The sequence below is a fragment of the Mesorhizobium sp. B2-8-3 genome (assembly GCF_006440815.1).
GTDB lineage: Bacteria > Pseudomonadota > Alphaproteobacteria > Rhizobiales > Rhizobiaceae > Mesorhizobium.
This window is the reverse complement of the sequence record NZ_VFTW01000009.1, coordinates 108486-127888: the sequence shown is the minus strand read 5'-3', so window position 1 is coordinate 127888 and position 19403 is coordinate 108486. Positions and strand designations below refer to the sequence as shown.

Here is a 19403-nt window from a genome sequence, read left to right as displayed (position 1 = left end):
AAACCGCCGCGAGCCGGCGATCGCCGAAATGCACGCGATCATGGATGCTATCCGCTTACGCAAGCCGGAAGCGACGGAGGCCGCGGCCCGGCGGCATGTGGAGACGGCTTGGCAAATCGCCTGCGACGCGCTTCGGCTCGGCACGCTTTAGGCGGCTTGTTTCAGCTCAATTCCGGTCGACGGGCTTGGAGCGCATGCGCGAAACCGTCTCGCGCTCGGCGCGCTTGGAGCGCAGTGGCGGCAAGCCGCGGTCGATGAGGTCCATGTCCTCAAGCACCATGTCGCCCATCCGCTTGAAGGCGATGTCGAGCGCGCCGGCGCGGTGCGCCGAGCGCAGGAAGCCGGGGAGGGCGCGGACAGGATGGTCCTGCGCCAGCGGCTCCTCCGGGAAGACGTCGCTTGCGGCAACGATATGGCCGCTCTTCACCGCCGCCATGAGTGCCGCGAAATCGACGACGCCGGCGCGGCTGAGCAGGATGAAGGCCGAGCCCTTTCGCATTTTGGCAAATGCGTCCGCGCCGAGGAAACCCTGGTTCTCGCTGGTGACCGAAGCGACGACGAAGACGAAATCGCTTTGCGACAGCACCGCATCCAGCGAGGCCGGCTCGACGCCATTGTCGATCAGGATCGACGGCGGCAGCCACGGATCGTAGACCTTGGTGCGGGTGCGGAAACCGGTCAGCAACCGGTTGAGCGCGCGGCCGAGATCGCCGAAGCCGATGATGCCGACATCGGCGCCGGAGAGAAGCCGCGCGGTCTGGTTGCCGTCGCCGCCCCAGAGCTCCTTGCCTTGCCGGAAGGCGAGATCGGCGTCGACGATGTTTCTGGCGAGATTCAGCGCCATGGCAAGGCCGAGCTCCGCGACCGGCTCGGCAAAGACCAGGCCCGTGGTGACGACATGGATGCCGCGCGCAAACAGCGTCTCATAGGGCATGTTGTTGAGCAGGTTCGTCTCGACATTGAAGATGCAGCGCAGCGTCTTCAGCTTCTCCAGCGTCTCAGCTGAAATCGGCGGCTGGCCGATGATAAAGCGCGCCTCGGCCAGAGTATCGGCGGGCAAGGCGGCAACGCCTTCCGGGGTGGTCTCGACAATGCGATAGTGTTTGCGCAGGCGCGCCAGCTGTGGCGGCGTGAAGATGAGCTCCAATGTGCGCGGTTCGGGCGCGCTGATGACCAGCGGCAAGGCTTTGTCGGGCATGTTTTTCCTCCGGGCGCGATTGGATCGCGTCAATCACGCATTCAAGTCTTACTCCCGATGAAACGATTTACAAGAACGAAAAATCGATTTATCGATTACAGTAGCGAGGCAGAAAATCGGCTGCCTCCCCTCGGGAGGAGGTCAATGGCACAACACCAAATCCGGCAGCGGCGTCCGTCGATCCACGACGTGGCAAGTCATGCCGGCGTGTCCGCGGCCACTGTCTCCAAGGTGCTGGCCGGCGTCACCACGGTCAAGCCGGAAAACGCGCAGCGTGTGTTCGACGCCGTCGAGCGTCTGGGTTACCGCGTCGATCCACTAGCCTCCGACATGCGTCGCGCCAAGCGCCGCATCATCGGCGCCATAATGCCCGAGTTCGAGAGCGAGTTCTTCGGCCAGATGGTCACCGAGCTCGAAGGCCTTGCCGAACAGCGCGGCTACACGTTGGTCGCCGCATCGAGCCGTGAATCGGAGGCGCGCGAGAAGGAAATCCTTGCCCGCATGCATGACTGGCGTGTTGCCGGCGTCGTGCTGGCGCCGGTGCGCAACGAGCATGGTCCGGCGGCCGCTTTCATGAAAGCCCACGGCATGACCGGGGTGCTGATCGACCGCGTCTTATCCGACGACGCCTTCGATACAGTATCGGCCGACAGCGCCTCCGCCAGCGCCGAGGTGGCGCGGATGCTGGTCGGCAAGGGCCACAGCCATATCCTCGTCATCGGCCTTGCCGAGCAGGCGGCGACCGTGCGCGCCCGTCTCGAGGGTTTTCGCGCGCAAGCGCTGGCGCTCAACCCATCGGTGCGCATCGACGTCATCACCTCGGAAGTCAGCGTCGAGCCGTTGAGGGCTTCGCTGCGAGATTACTTTGCCAGGGGAGAGCGGCCGACCGCCGTCTATTCGCTGCTCTTGAAGGGCACGCTCGTCGCGCTGTCCGAGTTCCGCCGGCGTGACTGGCATTGCCCGAACGACATCTCGCTGGTCGGCTTCGACGATGCGGAATGGATGCAGGTGACATGGCCGGCGATCGCCGCAGTGGTGCAGCCGGTGCGCCAGATCGCCAGCGAGGCGATGAACCTTTTGTTTCGCAGGGTCGAGGGCGCAGTGGGACCACCCACGGCGCGGCTCGAGCCCTGCCAGGTGTTGATGCGGGAATCCGTTGGCTCGCCAGGCAGCGGTCCGCATTCCGGGGGAGGAGACCGACAACAGCCCCCATTGTCGTGAACGGAAGTATGCGCCGGCCCTGGCCGAGGCATCCGGCGCCAAGGATCAACGGAGGATCGAATGACATCGCATTTCTTGAAGATAAATCGATTTACCCTTGCCATGGGTGTCGCGCTTGCGTTTTGCGCCGTCGGGACCGCCAAGGCCGAGGATGGCGAATATGGCGTGCTGATGAAGACGCTGGCCAATCCGTTCTGGGGCGCGATGGCGCAGGGCGTCGCGGACGGCGCCAAGGAAGCCGGCGTGAAATATTTCCAGCAGGCGGCCGAGAGCGACCAGGCGGCCGAGCCGCAACTCAACCTTTGCAACACGATGCTCGAGCGCAAGCCGGTGGCGATGATCACCGCCGCGATCAACTCGACCAACCTTCTGCCTTGCCTGAAGTCGGCGCAGGACGCCGGCATCAAGATCGTCGACCTCGACAACAATCTCGACCAGGCGGTGCTGGACAAGGAAGGCGTCAAGGTGACCTTCCATATCGGCTCCGACAACATCGCCGCCGGCGCGCAGGGCGCCGAATACCTCGCCAACAAGCTCGGCAAGGATGCCAAAGGTCCGGTGCTGGTGATCGAAGGCCTCTCCGGCAACATCACCGGCGAGAAGCGCGCCAAGGGCTTTGCCGACAAGCTGAAGGAACTGGCGCCAGGGCTCGAAATCGTCGCCTCGCTGCCGGGCGACTGGGATCGCGGCAAGGCCGCCTCGATCGCCACCGACACGCTGACGGCGCATCCGGATCTCGTCGCCATCTTCTGCGCCAATGACGGCATGGCGCTGGGCGCCGTGGAATCCGTCTACGCCGCCGGCAAGGGCCCGCAGGTGACGATCATCGGCGTCGACGGCAATTCGGACGCGGTGAAGTCGATTAAGGAAGGCCGCCTCAATGCCTCGGTTGCGCAGCTTCCCTATCTGGTCGGCAAGCAGGCGGTCGAGAACGTCAAGAAGGCGCTGGCCGGCGAGAAGGTCGAGGACAGCATCGCCGTGCCCACGCTGGTGCTGACCAAGGACGTGATCGACGCCGGCAAGGAGCCGATGCTGCAATATGTGAAGTGAGGAAGGAAGGGAGTAGGGGAGTAAGGCAGTAGGGGAGTAGGGGAGCGCGGTTTGCGCTTCGCCCATCTTTCCCTACTCCCCTACTAACCTACTCCCCTACTCCCTTACCCGAAGGGTAGAAAACATGGCTTCTGAACAGCCCGGCTTCTGGGCTCGGGTGCAGCGCGCATCCGTCGAAAGGCTCCACATCAGACTTGAGTCGCTGGTGGTGCTTCTGGCGCTGAGCACGGCGATGGCGCTGCTGTCGCCCTATTTCCTGTCGCTCAGCAATTTCCTCAACATCCTGCTCGCGACCTCGACGATCGGCGTGCTGGCGATCGCCGCCACTTTCGTCATCGGCTCGGGCGGGCTCGATCTGTCGCTCGGCTCGGTGATGGGTCTTGCGGGCGTGGCCGGCGCCTTTGTCGCCGTCAATCTCGGCTGGCCGTCGGTGCTGGCGGTGATCGCCTGTATCCTTGCCGGCGGCATTGCCGGCTATATCAACGGGCAATTGGTGACCCGCGCCTTCGTGCCGGCGTTCATCGTCACGCTTGGGATGCTTGGCCTTGCGCGCGGCCTGGCGCTGGTGATCTCTCAGGGCAGGGCGATCTACGGCTTGCCGCCGGAGATCGTCTATATCGGGCAGGGCAGGCCGTTCGGCATTCCCATGCCGGTGATCATACTGGTGCTGACGGCGATCGTCGCGCATGCGGTGCTTGCCTATACCCGCTTCGGCCGCCACACGCTGGCGCTGGGCGACAGCGAGGGCGCGGCGCGCGCCGCAGGCATACGCGTCGAGCACCACCGCCGCATCATCTATACGCTGTCCGGCGCGCTGGCCGGGCTTGCCGGCTTGCTGTTCACCGCCCGCGTCAATGCCGGCGACCCGACCGCCGGTATCAATTACGAGCTCACCGCGATCACGGCGGCGATCATCGGCGGCACCAATCTGTTCGGCGGCCGCGCCTCGATCCTCGGCACGATGATCGGCGCGCTGATCATGGGCGTGCTGCAGAACGGGCTGACGCTGCTTGCCGTGCAATCCTACTACCAGCAGATGGCGATCGGCGCGGTGCTGATCCTCGCCGTCTTCATCGACCAGTACCAGGTGCGGAAGGAGTCGCGCGTATGACACTGCTTTCGCTTCGCGGCATCCGCAAGAGCTTCGGCGCGGTCGATGTGCTGCACGGCGTCGACCTTTCGGTCGCGGCCGGGGAGGTGGTTGGGCTGGTCGGCGACAATGGCGCCGGCAAGTCGACGCTGATGAAGACGATCACCGGCATCTATCGCGCCGACAGCGGCTCGATCGAATTCGACGGCAAGGACATCCTGGCGCTGGACCCGGGTCAGCGCCGCCGTCTCGGCATCGAAATGATCTACCAGGACCTTTCGCTGGCCAAGCAACAGGACGTGGCCTCCAACATCTTCCTTGGACGCGAGCCGACGAAGCGACTGTTCGGCCTGTTCCCCGGCTTCGTCGACAAAGGCGAGATGGACCGCCAGGCCGCGAAAATGATTGAGCGGCTGGGCGCGCATCTGCCGTCAATAAACCGGTCGGTCGGTTCGTTCTCCGGCGGTCAGCAGCAGACGGTGGCGATCGCGCGTGCGCTCACCTTCAATCCGAAGCTTGTCATCATGGATGAGCCGACGGCGGCGCTGGCCGTGCGCGAGGTGCAGAGCGTGCTCGACCTCATCCGGCGGCTGAAGTCGGAAGGCATCGCCGTCATCCTGATCTCACACCGGCTGAACGACGTGCTGTCGGTCACCGATCGCATCGTCGTGCTGCGCCACGGCAGGGCGGATGCCGATCTCGTCACCGCCAACACCAACATGAACGAAGTCGTTAGCCGCATCGTCGGCGGCGGCGATACGGCCGCAGCGGCGGCGCATGAGCAACGAGGCTGACATGAACACCTTCGGACTGCACACTTTCGCCATCGCGCCGGTCTGGGACCTCGCCCGCATCGAGCCGCAGATGGACCGGCTCAAGGAATACGGCATCGGCCTGATGGAGATCCCTTTGCTTCGGCCTGAGGAGATCGACACCAAGCGGACGCGTAGCTTTGCCAATCACTACGGTGTTGAACTGGTCCCCTCGCTCGGCCTGCCGCGCGCGCTCGATGTGGTCGAACGGCCGGCCGAGGCGCTGGATTTCCTCGAGCCGGCTTTCCGGGTCTGCAACGAGGTCGGCGCCGAGGCGCTCGGCGGGGTCACCTACGGCACGATCGGCAAGACCACCGGCCGCGCCCCGACGCAGCGCGAGATCGACGGCATGTGCCGTTTCCTCGAACGCGCGGCGAAGGCGGCGAAGTCGCGCGGCTTGAAGCTCGGCATCGAGCCCTGCAACCGCTACGAGACGCATCTGATCAACCGCGGCGTCGACGCGGCGCGGATCATCGAGCGCGTCGGCGCCGACAACATCTTCATCCATCTCGACACCTACCACATGCATATCGAGGAGGAGAGCTTCGCTTCCGGTTTCGAGGCGGCGGCGCCTTATCTCGGCTATGTGCATGTGTCGGAGGCAAATCGCGGCGTGCCGGGTCGCGGCATGCTCAACTGGGCGGCCTGCATGAAGGCAATCGCCGACATCGGCTATCAGGGCGCGATCACGCTCGAAAGCATGAACCATGTCGATGTCGACATCGCCGGCGGGCTCGCGGTGTGGCGGCCGGTGGCGGAAGATCCGCGCGACGTCATCGAGGTCGGCCTGCCGTTCCTGCGCGAGGAGGCGAAGAAGGCCGGATTGACGCTGGGGTGAGCTCATTTCTTCCTTCCCTCTTTGTGGGGGAAAGGTGCCCTCGCGAAGCGAGGTCGGATGAGGGGTGTCCAGGGAAAGCTGGCGCCTCACTCCGCTGGAACACCCCTCATCCGTCCCGGCGCTGCGCGCCGATCCACCTTCTCCCACAAGAAGGAGAGAAGGAAGAATCAGAACGGGTAGTGCTGTCCGGGATCCTCGATCGTCACCCAGCGCAGGTCGGTGAATTCGGCGATCGAGGCCTTGCCGCCGAAGCGGCCGTAACCCGAGCCCTTGACGCCGCCGAACGGCATCTGCGCCTCGTCGCCGACGGTCGGGCCGTTGATGTGGCAGATGCCGGCCTGGATGCGCGCCGCGACGGCGAGCGCGCGGCGGATGTCGCGGCTGAAGACGGCCGACGACAGGCCGTATTCGGTGTCGTTGGCGACGCGCACCGCCTCGTCCTCGCCTTTCACGCGAATGACCGGCTTCACCGGACCGAAGGATTCTTCCGCATAGACGCGCATGGCGGGCGTCACGTGATCGAGAAGTGTGGCTTCCACGACCGTGCCGGTGCGCTTGCCGCCAGCCGCCAATTTCGCGCCCTTCGCGGTCGCATCGGCGATCAGTTCTTCCATCTTGTCAGCGGCCTGGCTGCTGATCAGCGAGCCGAGCACGACATGGCCGCGCGGGTCGCCGGCCGGCAATTGCGAAGCGCGGGCGGCGAGCTTGGAGACGAATTCGTCGGCGATCTTTTCGTCGACGATCAGCCGCTCGGTCGACATGCAGATCTGGCCCTGATGCATGAAGGCGCCGAAGGTCGCGGCATTGACCGCTGCGTCGATATCGGCGTCGTCGAGCACGACCAGCGGCGCCTTGCCGCCGAGCTCGAGCAGGGCCGGCTTAAGATGCCGCCCGGAGAGCTCGGCGATGATGCGGCCGACCTTGGTCGAGCCGGTGAAGTTGACGCGCTTCACCGCCGGGTGTGCGATCAGCGCCTCGACGATTGCCGCCGCGTCCTTCGGGTCGTTGGTGACGACATTGACCACGCCCTTGGGCAGGCCAGCCTCGACCAGCACTTGGCCGATCAGGCGGTGTGTGCCGGGGCATATTTCGGAGGCTTTCAGCACGACCGTGTTGCCGCAGGCGAGCGGCATGGCGAGCGCGCGCGTGCCGAGGATGACCGGCGCGTTCCACGGCGCGATGCCGAGGCACACGCCCGCCGGCTGGCGGATCGCCATGGCAAGCGTGCCGGGCTTGTCAGACGGAATAACCTCGCCGGAAATCTGCGTGGTCATCGCCGCCGCCTCGCGCAGCATGTTCGACGCCAGCATGACGTTGAAGCCGGCCCAGGGGCCAGTGGCGCCAGTCTCCTCCATCATCAGTTTCGTGAACTCGCCGACCTTGGCGGCCATGACGTCGGCTGCCTTGGAAAGCAGCGCCCGGCGTTCGCCAGGCCCGGTCTTCGACCAGGCATCGAAGGCAGCGGCCGCGGCATCGGCGGCCGCGTTGGCGTCGGCGACGCTTGCGGCAGCGGCGCGCGTCGCGAGCTTGCCGGTGAATGGGTCCAGGCGCTCATAGGAGGCTTTGCCGGTCGCCGCCCGCTCGTCGCCGTCAATCAGAAGTCCGATGTCCATGGGTCTCTCCTCGCTCGCGATCGGGCGTTGCAGATTGTCTCAGAAGCCGAGCACTTCGGCGTTTATTGATGCTTCGAGGCCGCCGTCGACCGGCACGTTGGCGCCGTTGATCCAGCGCGCGCCGTCCGAGCACAGGAACAGCACCACAGGCGCGATGTCGCCCGATGTGCCGGCGCGGCCGACCCGCGCAATATCGCTGTCGACGCGGGCATCGCCAAGCACGCTGCGGAATTGCTTGAGGATCGGCGTCTCCACCGGGCCGGGACTGACCGCGTTGACGCGGATGCCACGGCTCTTGAACAGGTCCTGATGCGCGGCGCGGAAGGTCCACAGGAGCAAAAGCTCCTTCGAGACAGGATAGCCTTCCTCGTTCTTCACGGCGTGGTCGGCGATCACCTTGGCGACGTCGGGAAAGCCTTCGACGCTGACCATCGAGGCGGCGCGGTTCAGATTGGCGCGCCAGCCATAACCGGCGATGGAGGCGACGTTGACGATGGCGCCGCCTTCGCGAAGCCTTGGCGCCAGCGCCTCGGAAAGCGCGCGCAGGCCGTAGAAATTGACGGCAAGCGTCGGCGCGGCGCCGGTGTTGCCGGAGAGGCCGGCGATGTTGCAGAGCGCGTCGAGGCGCTGCGGCAGCCGCGCGACGAGATCGTCGACGCCGGCCTTGGACGAGATGTCGGCCTGGACGAAGACGCCCTGGTGGCCGGCCGGCTCGCGCATGTCGACGCCGATCACGTCGGCGCCGAGTTGGCCGGCGAGTTCCGCGGTGCGCGCACCGATGCCCGAGGCGACGCCAGTGATGAGGATCGTCTTGCCTAACAGGATGCTCATGCCTTCTCCCGAGAATCGGTGGTCTGCAGCGGCGAAGCAATCTCGCCGGTCGGATTTGATGCCCCCGCGGGAAGCCTGACGCGGTAGCCGACCGACAGCAGGCGCCAGCCAAACCGCTCCTCGAGCGTGCCCCAGAGGCCTCGCGGCAAGAGCAGCGAGAAGACGAGCGCCGTAGCGCCGAGCCCGATCAGGTACCAGACGCCGGTGCCGCCGAACCAGGTTTCGATGAGGAAGAAGAGCAGCGCGCCGAGGATGGCGCCTTCGAAGGTGCCGATGCCGCCGACCAGCACCATGAAGATCATGTAGGCCGTCCACTGCACGCTGAAATAGGTCTTTGGCTGGAAGGTGATCGCGGTCGCCAGCCACAGCGCGCCGGCAACGCCGATGCCGAAGGCGGCGAGCACGAAGAGCAGCCGCTTGGTGCCGGTGACGCGCACGCCGACGGAGGCTGCCGCATCCTCATTGTCGCGGATGGCGCGGATGGCCGCACCGGTGCTGCCGCGCAGCAGGCCGAAGAGGATCGCGAGCAGCGCCGTCATCGATGCCAGCGCCAGCCAGTAGATGGTCAGCCTGCGTGTCGATGCATCGTAGACGTTGAGCGAGATCAGCGACGTGCCGGTCTCGCCCTGGATCAGCCGATCGAGATTGACGAGCAGGTGAGTAAGGGCGGCGATCACCCACATGCCGATGGCGAACTCGCCATTCTTCAAGCGCAGCATGAACAGCGAGATCGGCCAGGACACCGCGCCGACAATGACCGCCGAGATGAAGAGCGAGACGAACGGATTGAGCCCGGCATTGGCGAGCCGGATGGCGAAATAGGCGCCGAGCCCGAAGAACACCTGCTGGCCGACCGACACCAGTCCGCCGAAGCCGGCGAGCGCGTTCCACATGGCGGCGAGGATCACATAGATGAACAAAGCGGTCATGCGGTCGACGGCGCCGGCGGACAGGAACTGCGGCGCGATGGCGAGCAGCAGGATGACGGCCGCCACGCCGATGCCGGCAAAGCGCGAGGCGGCGGTGCCGCGCTCGATGACAGGGGAGGCGGCGCTCATGATGCCTTCCCCATGGAGATGCGCAGCAAGCCGCGCAGGCCGAGACCTGAGGTGTAGAGGCGGATGAACAGAACGATCAGGAAAGCGACATGGCCGCCGATGAGAAAACCTTGCGGATGTATCTTGGCGCCGAGCGTCTGGGCGAGCGCCAGGACGATGCCGCCGATCAGCGTTCCCCAGAGCGAACCGGCGCCGCCGATGACGGCCGCCTCGAAGGCGAACAGAAGTTGCGTGGCGCCGGCATAGGGATCGAAGGTGGCGCGCATGCCGAGGAAGGCGCCGGCGAGACCGACGGTGACCATGGCGATCGCCGCGGCGATGGCGTTGGCGCGGCGCGCATCGACGCCGACCAGCCCCGCCGTATCCGGGTCTTCCGAAGTCGCACGGATCGAGCGGCCGAGCCCGGTGCGGGTCAGAAACAACTGCAGTCCGCCGAGCAGGACGACGGCGGCGACGAAGATGATGACCGCGAGCTTGCCGACATAGATGCTGCCCGGCCATTCCCAGGAATCGTAGGACAGGCTGCCTATGAAAGGCGCCAGCGAGCGCGTGTCGGCGCCGAACTGTTCGAACAGCACATTGTCGATGACGATGGCGAGACCGAAGGTGGTGAGGATCGGCAGCAGCGCGCCACCGCGCGCGCTGCGCTCGAGCAGGAAGCGCTGCAAGGCCCAGCCGATCGCGGCCATCAACGGCAGCACGATGAGCAAGCCGAGGAAGGGCGGGATGTGGAAGCGCGATGCGAGCAGCCATAGCGCAAAGGCCGACAGCACGGCGAGGCTGCCATGCGCCAGGTTGATGATGCGCATCACCGAGAACATGAAGGAGAGGCCGCAGGCGATCAGCGCGTAGTAGCCGCCAAGCAGGATGCCCTGGACGATCTGGTTCATCATGCCGGCACGCCTGTGGCGCCTTTCCGGTGCAGGCCGAAATAGGCTTTGGTCACCTCGTCGCGCGAAACGGTCTTGCTGTCGCCGGCGAGCGCGATCCGGCCCTCCAGCATGCAGATGACCTTGCTGGAGACGGAGAGTGCGCGGTTGAGATCCTGTTCGACGAGGATGATCGTCGTGCCGGAACTGATCAGCCCCTGCAGCGAGGCGTAGACGCGGTCGACGACCAGCGGCGACAGGCCGAGCGAGACTTCGTCGAGCAGGAGGAGGTCGGGATTGCTCATCAGCGCGCGGCCGATCGCCGTCGCCTGCTGCTCGCCGCCCGAGAGATGCCCGGCCTTGGCGTGGCGGCGCGGTTTGAGGTTGGGGAAGGTTTCGAGCACGCGCTCGACGCTCCACTCGCCGGGACGACCGGCGCTGCGGCCAAGCAGGAGGTTTTCCTCGACCGTCATCTGCACGAAGAGCCGCCGGCCCTCGGGCACCAGGGCGATGCCCTTGCGGACACGTTCATGCGAAGGCACGCCGGAAAGGTCGGCGCCGCCGAAGACCACGCGGCCGGAGGCTGCCTGATGCGCGCCGGCAATTGCCCTGAGCAATGTCGTCTTGCCCGCGCCGTTGGCGCCGACCAGCGCCAGCGTCTCGCCGCGTTCGACGCCGAAGCTGACGCCGCGCACTGCTTGAAGCAGGCCATGCCGGACAACGAGATCCTCGACCGACAGCAGGCTCATTTCGGGCCTCCGCCGAGATAGGCGCTGATCACCTGCGGATCGGCCATCACCGCCTGCGGCTCGCCGTCGGCGATGACCTTCCCGGCATCCATGCAGATCAGCCGCTCGGCCACCTGCAACAGGATGTGGACGATGTGCTCGATCCAGACGATGCCGATCTTGCGGCGGCGCAATTCGCGGATGGTCTCGACGAGTTCGCTGGCCTCGCCGTCGGTCAGGCCGCCGCCGATCTCGTCGAGCAGAAGCAGCGTCGGTTTTGCGGCGAGTGCGCGCGCCAGTTCCAGCCGCTTGCGGTCGAGCAGGCCGAGCGTCTCGGCGCGCCGGTTGGCGACGCCAAGCATGCCGCACAGCCTCAGCGAGCCGAGCGCTTCGTCATAGGCCTCGTCGCGGCCGAGCCCGGCGCCGTGCGAGGCAGCGACGAAGACATTCTCGAAAGCGGTCATGCCGCCGAAGGGTTTTGGCACCTGGTGGGTGCGCACCAGGCCCAGCCGGCAGCGCCGCGTTGCCGGCAAGGCGGTCACGTCATCGCCTTTGAAGGCGATCGTTCCGGCGCTCGGCGGATAGGCGCCGGAGAGCACGCTGAGCAGCGTGGTCTTGCCGGCGCCGTTGGGGCCGACGATGCCGACCGCCTCGTCGGCGCCCATGGCGAAGTCGATGTGGTCGAGCACCACAAGCGCGCCGAAGCGCTTGTGGATGCCGGCGGCGCTGAGGATCGCACCGTTGGGCATGGCGTTCACGATGCGGTCCCTCGACAGATCAGCCGTTGTAAGGCTGGAGCTTGGCCTCGACCGGCACGTTCGGGTCGGTGGCGTTTTCGGTCACGACATAGTCGAGCGGGAATTTCGAGCCTTCCTTGGCGGCGACCCATTGCGTGCCGATGATCGGGCCGGGCGAGACATTGGGGACCGGGCCGCTTGTGAAGTCGACCTTGCCGCCCATGGTCTCGGTCTTGAGCGTGCTCAGCGCCTTGGCGACAGCCGCCTTGTCCTTGGCGTTGGCGCTTGCCTTAAGAGCTGCGAAGCCGGCATCGAGCAACGACATCGAGGCGCCGAGCTGCTGCGTCCATTGCTTGCCGCTCGCCGCCTCATAGCCATCGGCAAGCTCGGTGCCCGAAACGCCGGTCAGCGACGACTTGTAGGGGAAAGCCTTGTGCCAATAGGCGGCGCTCGAAATCTTCATGCCGAGGTCGCCGAGCGCCTCGATGTCGGACGGGAACAGGCCGGTCTTGGCGACCTGGGCGATCTTGATCTGCCGGGTCAGGCCTTGCTGCGCGGCCTGGCGCCAGAAGGCGGCGAAGTCGGGCGGGATCGGGAAGGAGTTGAAGATCTCGACGCCTTCCTGCTTGAACAGCGCGATCTGCGAGGAATAGTCGGTGGTGCCGGTCTCGTAAGCGCCGGGATCGACGATGGTGAAACCCTGCTTGGCCAGCAACGGCGCCAGATGGGCGCGGATGGCGTTGCCGTCGGCGTCGTTGGGATACATGACGCCGACCTTCTTGTTGGTCTCGATCAGGTTCCACTGCGAGATATAGGCCTTGAAGAATTCCTCGACGCCAAAGCCGAAATGATAGGTCCATTTGAACGGCGAGGGCTGGCCCGGCTTGGCGCCGCGGCCGAAATACCAGGCCTCCCACGGCATGACCGTCGACAGGCAAGGCACGCCGGCCGCCTCGCACGCGTCCGCCACAGGATTGATGACCTCCGGCGTCGAGACGGCGAGCATCAGGTCGATCGCCTGGTTGTTGATCAGGTCCTTGGCGAGCTGGCCGGCGCGGGACGGATCCGACTGGGTGTCCTGGTCGACAATCTCGACGCTGTATTTCTTGCCGCCAAGCTCGATACCGTTGGCCAGGGCCTTGCGGGCAAGATCCAGCACGTAGCCGTCGGTCTCGCCGAAGCCGGCGAGCGGGCCGGTGCGCGGGCTGACGAAGCCGACCTTGAGCGTGTCGGCGGCTTGCGCGAAGGCCCTGCCGCGGCCGAATGCCAGCGCCGCGCCGCCGGCCACCGAAGTGGCGATGAACTGGCGCCGTGAAATGCCCGACAGAGCGGGTTTGCTGCCGATAATATGAGACATCTGCTCCTCCCTCAGTCGCCGTTCGACGCGGCGGCAAACGGGTCTTCCGTTTGCGGCCGGACGGCACGGCTTTCGATCCTCCGAACGCCACATTGCACTAGCGGTTTGGTTCGGTAAAATGATATTTTACGGTGTTTCATTAACCCCTGGGTTAGTGGAATTCGAACCGACAGGCCGATCGTCAGGCGTGGTGCCGTGCTGCCTCGCGGATCGTCTGCAAGAGGATGGTGAAGGCGGGTGAGGGCGCGGTGTCGGTGCGCATGGTCAGGCCCACCGGCCCCTTGGTCTCCGCCGTATCCACCGGCAAGGCGACGAAGGCGCCGCTGGCGATCTCGTTGGCGACCACGCCCGCCGAGATGATCCATACCGCGTTGCTCTGGCGCATGAAGGAGCGGCCGAAGGAATCGGAAACGGTTTCGATTTCCGTGGCCGGCGCAGTCATGCCGTTGGTTATGAAAAGCCGGTCGACGAAAGGCCGGATGACGGATTCCCGCGTCGGCATCAGGACGGGAAACTCGTCAAGCCGCGCGAAGATGTCGGCGTCCGGCTCGGCCAGGGGATGTCCGGCCCGCACCACGAACAGCACCTGCTCGGAATAAAGGTGCTCGAAGAAGAAGCCGGTCATGTGCTCCGGCGCCGCGAGGCGGCCGACGACGAGATCGAGCGCGCCGACGCGCAGCTGTTCGAGCAGCACCGCATTCTCTCCGGTGACGATCTTGAGCGCGGCGCCGGTGTTTTCCTCGAGGAACAGGTTCATGGCGAGCGGCATGACCCGCGCCGATACGGTCGGCAGCGCGCCGATGCGGATCGGGTCGCGATTGAGGGCGCCGTCCTGGCGCACGGAATCGACGCCGCGTTTCAGCGCCGAAATCGCCGAGCCGGCATGTCCAAGGAAGATTTCGCCGAGACGCGTGACACGGATACCGCGCCCGTCGCGCTCGACCACGGCTATGCCGAGCGCTTCTTCGAGCTCACGCAAGGTCTTGGTCACGGCCGGCGCGCTGACATGCAGGAAGTCGGCCGCGCGCGCGACGCTGCCTTGCCGCGCGACTTCGAGAAACGCCTGAAGATGGCGGAAGCGGATCCGGCTTTCGGCCATGGTTCGATAACCTCAGAGTTAATGAAACGCCGCAAAATATCATTTTACCGAACCAAACCGCTCGTGCAATGTGGCTTCGGAGGATCGAAATCGTGCCATTCGTCAGCATAGGCGGCGTCACGCTGCACCACCGCCATATCGAGGCGCCCGGCACGTCGCGTCCGATCGTCTTCATCAATTCGCTGGGCACCGATTTCCGCATCTGGGACGACGTCGTCGCGCGGCTTGCTGGTGAAATGCCGATGCTGGTCTACGACAAGCGCGGCCACGGATTGTCGGACTTCGGCGGCGGCGTACGTTCCATCGACGACCATGTTGATGATCTGGCAGCCCTCATCGACCATTTCGGTTTCGACAAGGTCGTGCTCTTCGGCCTGTCCGTCGGCGGCATGATTGCGCAGCGGCTCTATGCCCGCCATCCCGAATGTGTAGAGGCTCTGATCCTCAGCGACACGGCGCACAAGATCGGCACCGCCGAAAGCTGGAACACGCGCATCGCGACTGTCGAGCGCGACGGCATCGAGGCGATCGCCGAAGGCATCATGAAAGTGTGGTTCACGCCGCAATTCCATGCCAAGCGTGCGGCGGACCTGGCCGGCTGCTGCAACATGCTGACCAGGCAGGCACTGCCTGGTTACATCGGCACATGCATGGCGGTGCGCGATGCCGATTTCACCGACAGCGCGCGACGCATCGCGGTGCCGACGCTTTGCATCGTCGGCGACCAGGACGGTTCGACGCCGCCGGATCTTGTCCGCTCGCTGGCCGGAATGATCCCCGGCGCACGCTTCGAAGTGATCCGCGATGCCGCGCATATCCCGTGTATCGAGCAGCCCGAAGCGCTCGTCACTCTGATCCGCGATTTCGTCGCCTCATTGCCTGAGGGAAAGTCTGCTCATGGATGATGTCACGAAGAACCGCTACCGTACCGGGCTCGAGGTCCGCCGCTCCGTGCTCGGCAGTCCGCATGTCGACCGCGCCGAGGATGCAGCGACCGATTTCGACCGGCCCTTCCAGCAGTTGATCACCGAAGCCGCCTGGGGAACGGTATGGGCGCGACCCGGCTGGTCGAAGCGCGAGCGCTCGATCGTGACGCTGGCGCTGCTTGCAGCGCTCGGCCATGACGAGGAAGTGGCCATGCATGTGCGCGCCACCGCCAATACGGGCGCCTCGCGCGACGACATCTGCGAGGCCTTCCTGCATGTCGCGATCTATGCCGGCGTGCCGGCCGCCAACCGCGCCTTCAAGATCGCCAAGCAGGTGTTCGCGCAGATGGACGGAGCCGATCATGGCTGAGACCGGCTCCAACCAGGCGCCGGAAGCCGGCGCCTTCTTCCAGCGCGACCGCCAATGGCATCCGCCAGCGTTGACGCCGAACTACAAAAGCTCGGTGCTGCGTTCGCCGCAGAAAGCGCTGCTGTCGTTCGACAACACGCTGTCGGAATTGACCGGCCCGGTGTTCGGGCACGCGATGCTCGGCGAGCTCGACAACGACATGATCCACAATTTCGCCAGACCCGGCGAGAGCGCCATCGGCGAGCGCATCATCGTTCATGGACGCGTGCTGGACGAGCGCGGCAAGGGCGTTCCTGGCGTGCTGCTCGAATTCTGGCAGGCCAATGCAGGCGGCCGCTACCGTCACAAGAAGGACGGATATCTTGCGCCGCTCGATCCGAATTTCGGCGGCTGCGGCCGCACCATCACCGGCGAGGACGGCGGCTACGCGTTTCGCACCGTCAGGCCCGGACCGTATCCCTGGCCGAACGGGCCGAACGACTGGCGGCCGGCGCACATCCATTTTTCCGTGTTCGGCCACGGCTTCGCGCAGCGGCTGATCACGCAGATGTATTTCGAGGGCGATCCGCTGATCTGGCGCTGTCCGATCGTCGGCGGCATTTCCAACAAGGTCGCGGTCGAGGCGCTGATCGCGGCGCTCGATATGCAGTCGACCATCCCGATGGACGCGCTTGCCTACAAGTTCGACATCGTGCTGCGCGGGCGGCGCTCGACGCTGTTCGAGAACAGGCCGGAGGGCAATTGATGACGCAGTCGCTCAACCGGCTGAAGGAGAGCCCTTCGCAGACCGCTGGACCCTATGTGCATATCGGGCTGACGCCCAATTTCTGCGGTATAGGCGGCGTCTATGCGAGCGACCTCGGTTCGGCGATGGTCAACGGTGAGACCAAGGGCGAGCGCATCGAGTTGCGCATCCGCGTGCTCGACGGCACCGGCACGCCGCTCAAGGACGCGCTGGTCGAGATCTGGCAGGCGGATGCCGAGGGGATCTACAACTCACCGGCCGAGATGCGCGGCGCCGCCGATCCAAACTTCCAGGGCTGGGGCCGGCAGCCGACCGACATGGAAACGGGCGTCTGCCTGTTCCGGACGATCAAGCCGGGTCGGGTACCGTTCCGCGACGGGCGGCCGATGGCGCCGCATATCACGCTGTGGATCGTGGCACGCGGCATCAATATCGGCCTGCACACTAGGCTCTACTTCTCCGACGAGGAGAAGGCCAATGCCGCGGACCCTATCCTTGCGCGCATCGAGCATCGCCTGCGCGTGCCGACGCTGATCGCCGAGCGTCAGGGCAATACCTACGTCTTCGATATCCATTTGCAGGGCGAAAAGGAGACGGTCTTCTTCGACAGCTGACCGTGGCCGCCATGACCGTTTCGCCCTTCGATCACCCGCTGCTTTCCGGCCTGCTCGGCGACGAAGAGGCGGCCAGGTATTTCTCCGTCGAAGCCGACATCGCTGCGATGCTCGCTTTCGAGCGGACACTGGCCGAGGCGGAAGCCGAATGCGGCGTCATTCCACGTGATGCCGCGGCAGCGATCGTGAAAGCACTGGGATCGTTCCGGCCGGATACGACCAAGCTGAAGGCGGGCGTCGCCAAGGATGGCGTCGTGGTGCCGGAACTGGTGCGCCAGATCAAGGCTGCTGTCGGAGCGCCGCACGATACGCACGTTCATTTCGGCGCGACCAGCCAGGATGTCATCGATAGCGCGCTGGTGCTCAGGCTGCGCGGCGCGGTCGACCATATCGGCCTGCTGCTCGGCGAGAACATCGTGCGCCTCACCGGGCTGGAACTGGACTTCGGGAGCCGCGAGCTCATGGCGACGACGCGCATGCAGCCGGCAATACAAATAACTGCGCGCGATCGGGTCGTTTCGTGGCGGGTGCCGCTTGAGCGTCACCAGGAACGCTTGAAAGAGCTCTCGGGTCGGTTGCTAGTGGTTCAGTTCGGCGGCGCCGCAGGCACGCTGGAAAAGCTCGGCGGCAAGGCCGGCGCGGTGCGCGCCGCGCTCGCCGCCAAGCTCGGTCTTGCCGATGCGCCGCAATGGCATAGCCAGCGCGATACGCTTGCCGAATTCGCCGGCTGGCTGTCGCTGGCGACCGGCGGCCTCGGCAAGTTCGGACAGGACGTTGCGCTGATGGCGCAGACGGGCTCCGAGATCAAGCTGTCCGGCGGCGGCGGTTCCTCGGCCATGCCGCACAAGCAGAATCCGGTGAAGGCGGAAGCTTTGGTGGCGCTGGCGCGCTTCAACGCCACGCAGCTCTCCGGGATGCATCAGGCACTGGTGCATGAGCAGGAGCGCTCGGGCGCGGCCTGGACGCTGGAATGGCTCATCCTGCCGCAGATGGTCGTGGCGACCGCGGCCGCGCTCAGGCTTGCGGCCGAGTTGGCCGGACAGATCGAGAGCCTCGGTCATTGATGCGCACACGGGTCGCCATCATTGGGTCCGGACCGTCCGGCCTGCTGCTCGGTCAGTTGCTCGCCACCATTGGCGTCGAGACGATCATGCTTGAACGGTCGAGCCGCGAGCATGTGCTTGGACGTGTGCGCGCGGGTGTGCTCGAACAGGGCACGGTCGACCTGCTCGGCCACGCGGGCGCGGCGGACAGGCTGCACGCCCAGGGCCTGCCGCATGCCGGCATCTCGCTCGCCTTCGATGGCCGCGCGCATCGCATCGACATGACAACGCTTACCGGCGGCAAGCATGTCACCGTCTATGGCCAGACCGAAGTGACGCTCGATCTGATGCAGAAGCGCGAAGCGGCGGGACTCCCCACCGTCTTCGAAACATCGAATGTCGCGCTGCATGATTTCGGCGGCGCGTCGCCCTTCGTCACCTACGACAAGGACGGCCTCACGCATCGTATCGACTGCGACTTCATCGCCGGCTGCGACGGCTACCACGGCGTCAGCCGCAAATCGGTGCCGGAAGGCGCGCTGAAGACGTTCGAGCGGCAATACCCATTCGGCTGGCTGGGCGTGCTGGCGGAGGTGCCTCCGGCCGACCACGAACTGGTCTATGCCAATCACGAGCGCGGTTTTGCGCTCTGCTCGATGCGGTCGCCGCAGCGCAGCCGCTACTATGTGCAGGTTCCCGCCGATGAGCGCGTCGAGGCCTGGTCCGACGACCGCTTCTGGGACGAGTTGCGCGGACGCCTGCCGCCGCGGATAGCGGCCGCCGTCACCACTGGGCCGTCCTTCGAGAAGTCGATCGCGGCGCTGCGCTCCTTCGTCGCCGAGCCGATGCGCTTCGGCAGGCTGTTCCTGGTCGGAGACGCCGCCCATATCGTGCCGCCGACCGGCGCCAAGGGCCTCAACCTCGCTGCCAGCGACGTGCGCTATCTGTTTGCTGGACTTCGCGAATTCTACAACGGGAAGTCAGAGGCCGGGCTCGACGCCTATTCGTCAAAAGCGCTGGCGCGAGTCTGGAAAGCGGTGCGCTTCTCCTGGTGGATGACGACGATCCTGCACCGTTTTCCCGAGACAGGCGAGTTCGGCCAACGCATCCAGGAAGCCGAGCTCGACTATCTCGTGCATTCCAAGGCTGCATCCACGGCAATGGCCGAAAACTACGTCGGTCTGCCCTATTGATCCGCCTGGGC

The 19403-nt window shown here is 65.6% G+C and carries 20 protein-coding genes and 1 pseudogene; 12 read left to right on the top strand and 9 right to left on the bottom strand.

Going from position 1 to position 19403, the window contains the following annotated elements:
• Position 1: 1 nt before the first annotated feature.
• Positions 2 to 151: pseudogene (locus FJ418_RS16115) on the top strand (GntR family transcriptional regulator); the annotation flags it as partial.
• 15 nt (positions 152 to 166) lie between these two features.
• Here the strand turns inward: FJ418_RS16115 and FJ418_RS16110 are convergent.
• Positions 167 to 1198 carry a hydroxyacid dehydrogenase gene (locus tag FJ418_RS16110; protein WP_140867154.1) on the bottom strand — a complete coding sequence of 344 codons (1032 nt, stop codon included), beginning with the start codon at positions 1196 to 1198 and terminating at the stop codon, positions 167 to 169.
• 144 nt (positions 1199 to 1342) lie between these two features.
• Here FJ418_RS16110 and FJ418_RS16105 point away from each other — a divergent pair, with 144 nt between their 5' ends.
• From FJ418_RS16105 to FJ418_RS16085, 5 genes are all read left to right on the top strand, one after another.
• The gene (locus FJ418_RS16105) at positions 1343 to 2419 is read left to right on the top strand and encodes a LacI family DNA-binding transcriptional regulator (protein WP_140656637.1); all 1077 of its coding nucleotides are present in this window, start codon (positions 1343 to 1345) and stop codon (positions 2417 to 2419) included.
• A 60-nt stretch (positions 2420 to 2479) separates the two neighbouring features.
• Entirely contained in the window at positions 2480 to 3469 is a 990-nt protein-coding gene (locus tag FJ418_RS16100) for a substrate-binding domain-containing protein (RefSeq protein ID WP_140867151.1), read from the top strand.
• Between the two features lie 124 nt (positions 3470 to 3593).
• Positions 3594 to 4580, top strand: a complete 987-nt coding sequence (locus FJ418_RS16095; RefSeq protein ID WP_140867149.1) for an ABC transporter permease — start codon at positions 3594 to 3596, stop codon at positions 4578 to 4580.
• Positions 4577 to 5353: an ATP-binding cassette domain-containing protein gene (locus FJ418_RS16090; protein WP_140867146.1), complete on the top strand. Its 777-nt coding sequence runs from the start codon at positions 4577 to 4579 to the stop codon at positions 5351 to 5353. The genes FJ418_RS16095 and FJ418_RS16090 overlap by 4 nt, the downstream gene beginning before the upstream one ends.
• Complete coding sequence (locus tag FJ418_RS16085; protein ID WP_246677266.1) at positions 5337 to 6209, top strand: sugar phosphate isomerase/epimerase family protein; 873 nt, start codon at positions 5337 to 5339, stop codon at positions 6207 to 6209. The genes FJ418_RS16090 and FJ418_RS16085 overlap by 17 nt, the downstream gene beginning before the upstream one ends.
• 167 nt (positions 6210 to 6376) lie before the next feature.
• Here the strand turns inward: FJ418_RS16085 and FJ418_RS16080 are convergent, their stop codons facing one another.
• The 8 genes from FJ418_RS16080 to pcaQ form a co-directional block, all read right to left on the bottom strand.
• A complete protein-coding gene (locus tag FJ418_RS16080; RefSeq protein WP_140867144.1) occupies positions 6377 to 7822 on the bottom strand; it encodes an aldehyde dehydrogenase in 1446 nt (481 codons plus the stop codon).
• Between the two features lie 39 nt (positions 7823 to 7861).
• Positions 7862 to 8647 (bottom strand): coniferyl-alcohol dehydrogenase, encoded by a 786-nt coding sequence (locus FJ418_RS16075; RefSeq protein WP_140856222.1) that lies wholly within the window; start codon positions 8645 to 8647, stop codon positions 7862 to 7864.
• Positions 8648 to 8649: 2 nt separating this feature from the next.
• Positions 8650 to 9711 (bottom strand): branched-chain amino acid ABC transporter permease, encoded by a 1062-nt coding sequence (locus FJ418_RS16070; RefSeq protein WP_140855840.1) that lies wholly within the window; start codon positions 9709 to 9711, stop codon positions 8650 to 8652.
• Entirely contained in the window at positions 9708 to 10604 is an 897-nt protein-coding gene (locus tag FJ418_RS16065) for a branched-chain amino acid ABC transporter permease (RefSeq protein WP_140855839.1), read from the bottom strand. Before FJ418_RS16065 ends, FJ418_RS16070 begins: the two co-directional genes overlap by 4 nt.
• Entirely contained in the window at positions 10601 to 11329 is a 729-nt protein-coding gene (locus tag FJ418_RS16060; protein ID WP_140783631.1) for an ABC transporter ATP-binding protein, read from the bottom strand. Before FJ418_RS16060 ends, FJ418_RS16065 begins: the two co-directional genes overlap by 4 nt.
• Entirely contained in the window at positions 11326 to 12057 is a 732-nt protein-coding gene (locus FJ418_RS16055) for an ABC transporter ATP-binding protein (protein WP_140856220.1), read from the bottom strand. Before FJ418_RS16055 ends, FJ418_RS16060 begins: the two co-directional genes overlap by 4 nt.
• A 28-nt stretch (positions 12058 to 12085) precedes the next feature.
• Positions 12086 to 13402, bottom strand: coding sequence for an ABC transporter substrate-binding protein (locus FJ418_RS16050; protein WP_140855837.1), 1317 nt, complete (start codon positions 13400 to 13402; stop codon positions 12086 to 12088).
• 181 nt (positions 13403 to 13583) lie between these two features.
• Positions 13584 to 14501 (bottom strand): pca operon transcription factor PcaQ, encoded by a 918-nt coding sequence (gene pcaQ, locus FJ418_RS16045; protein ID WP_140640095.1) that lies wholly within the window; start codon positions 14499 to 14501, stop codon positions 13584 to 13586.
• 68 nt (positions 14502 to 14569) lie between these two features.
• Between pcaQ and pcaD the strand changes: the two genes are divergently transcribed.
• From pcaD to pobA, 6 genes are read left to right on the top strand one after another with little or no spacing between them, the layout of a single operon-like run.
• Entirely contained in the window at positions 14570 to 15406 is an 837-nt protein-coding gene (pcaD, locus tag FJ418_RS16040; RefSeq protein ID WP_181166956.1) for a 3-oxoadipate enol-lactonase, read from the top strand.
• The gene (gene pcaC / locus FJ418_RS16035) at positions 15399 to 15797 is read left to right on the top strand and encodes a 4-carboxymuconolactone decarboxylase (RefSeq protein WP_140640091.1); all 399 of its coding nucleotides are present in this window, start codon (positions 15399 to 15401) and stop codon (positions 15795 to 15797) included. The genes pcaD and pcaC overlap by 8 nt, the downstream gene beginning before the upstream one ends.
• Complete coding sequence (pcaH, locus tag FJ418_RS16030; protein ID WP_181166955.1) at positions 15790 to 16542, top strand: protocatechuate 3,4-dioxygenase subunit beta; 753 nt, start codon at positions 15790 to 15792, stop codon at positions 16540 to 16542. Before pcaC ends, pcaH begins: the two co-directional genes overlap by 8 nt.
• A complete protein-coding gene (gene pcaG, locus FJ418_RS16025) occupies positions 16542 to 17156 on the top strand; it encodes a protocatechuate 3,4-dioxygenase subunit alpha (protein ID WP_140855834.1) in 615 nt (204 codons plus the stop codon). The genes pcaH and pcaG overlap by 1 nt, the downstream gene beginning before the upstream one ends.
• A gap of 11 nt (positions 17157 to 17167) precedes the next feature.
• A complete protein-coding gene (locus FJ418_RS16020; protein ID WP_140856216.1) occupies positions 17168 to 18220 on the top strand; it encodes a 3-carboxy-cis,cis-muconate cycloisomerase in 1053 nt (350 codons plus the stop codon).
• Entirely contained in the window at positions 18220 to 19392 is a 1173-nt protein-coding gene (gene pobA / locus FJ418_RS16015) for a 4-hydroxybenzoate 3-monooxygenase (RefSeq protein ID WP_140855832.1), read from the top strand. Before FJ418_RS16020 ends, pobA begins: the two co-directional genes overlap by 1 nt.
• Positions 19393 to 19403 lie beyond the last annotated feature (11 nt).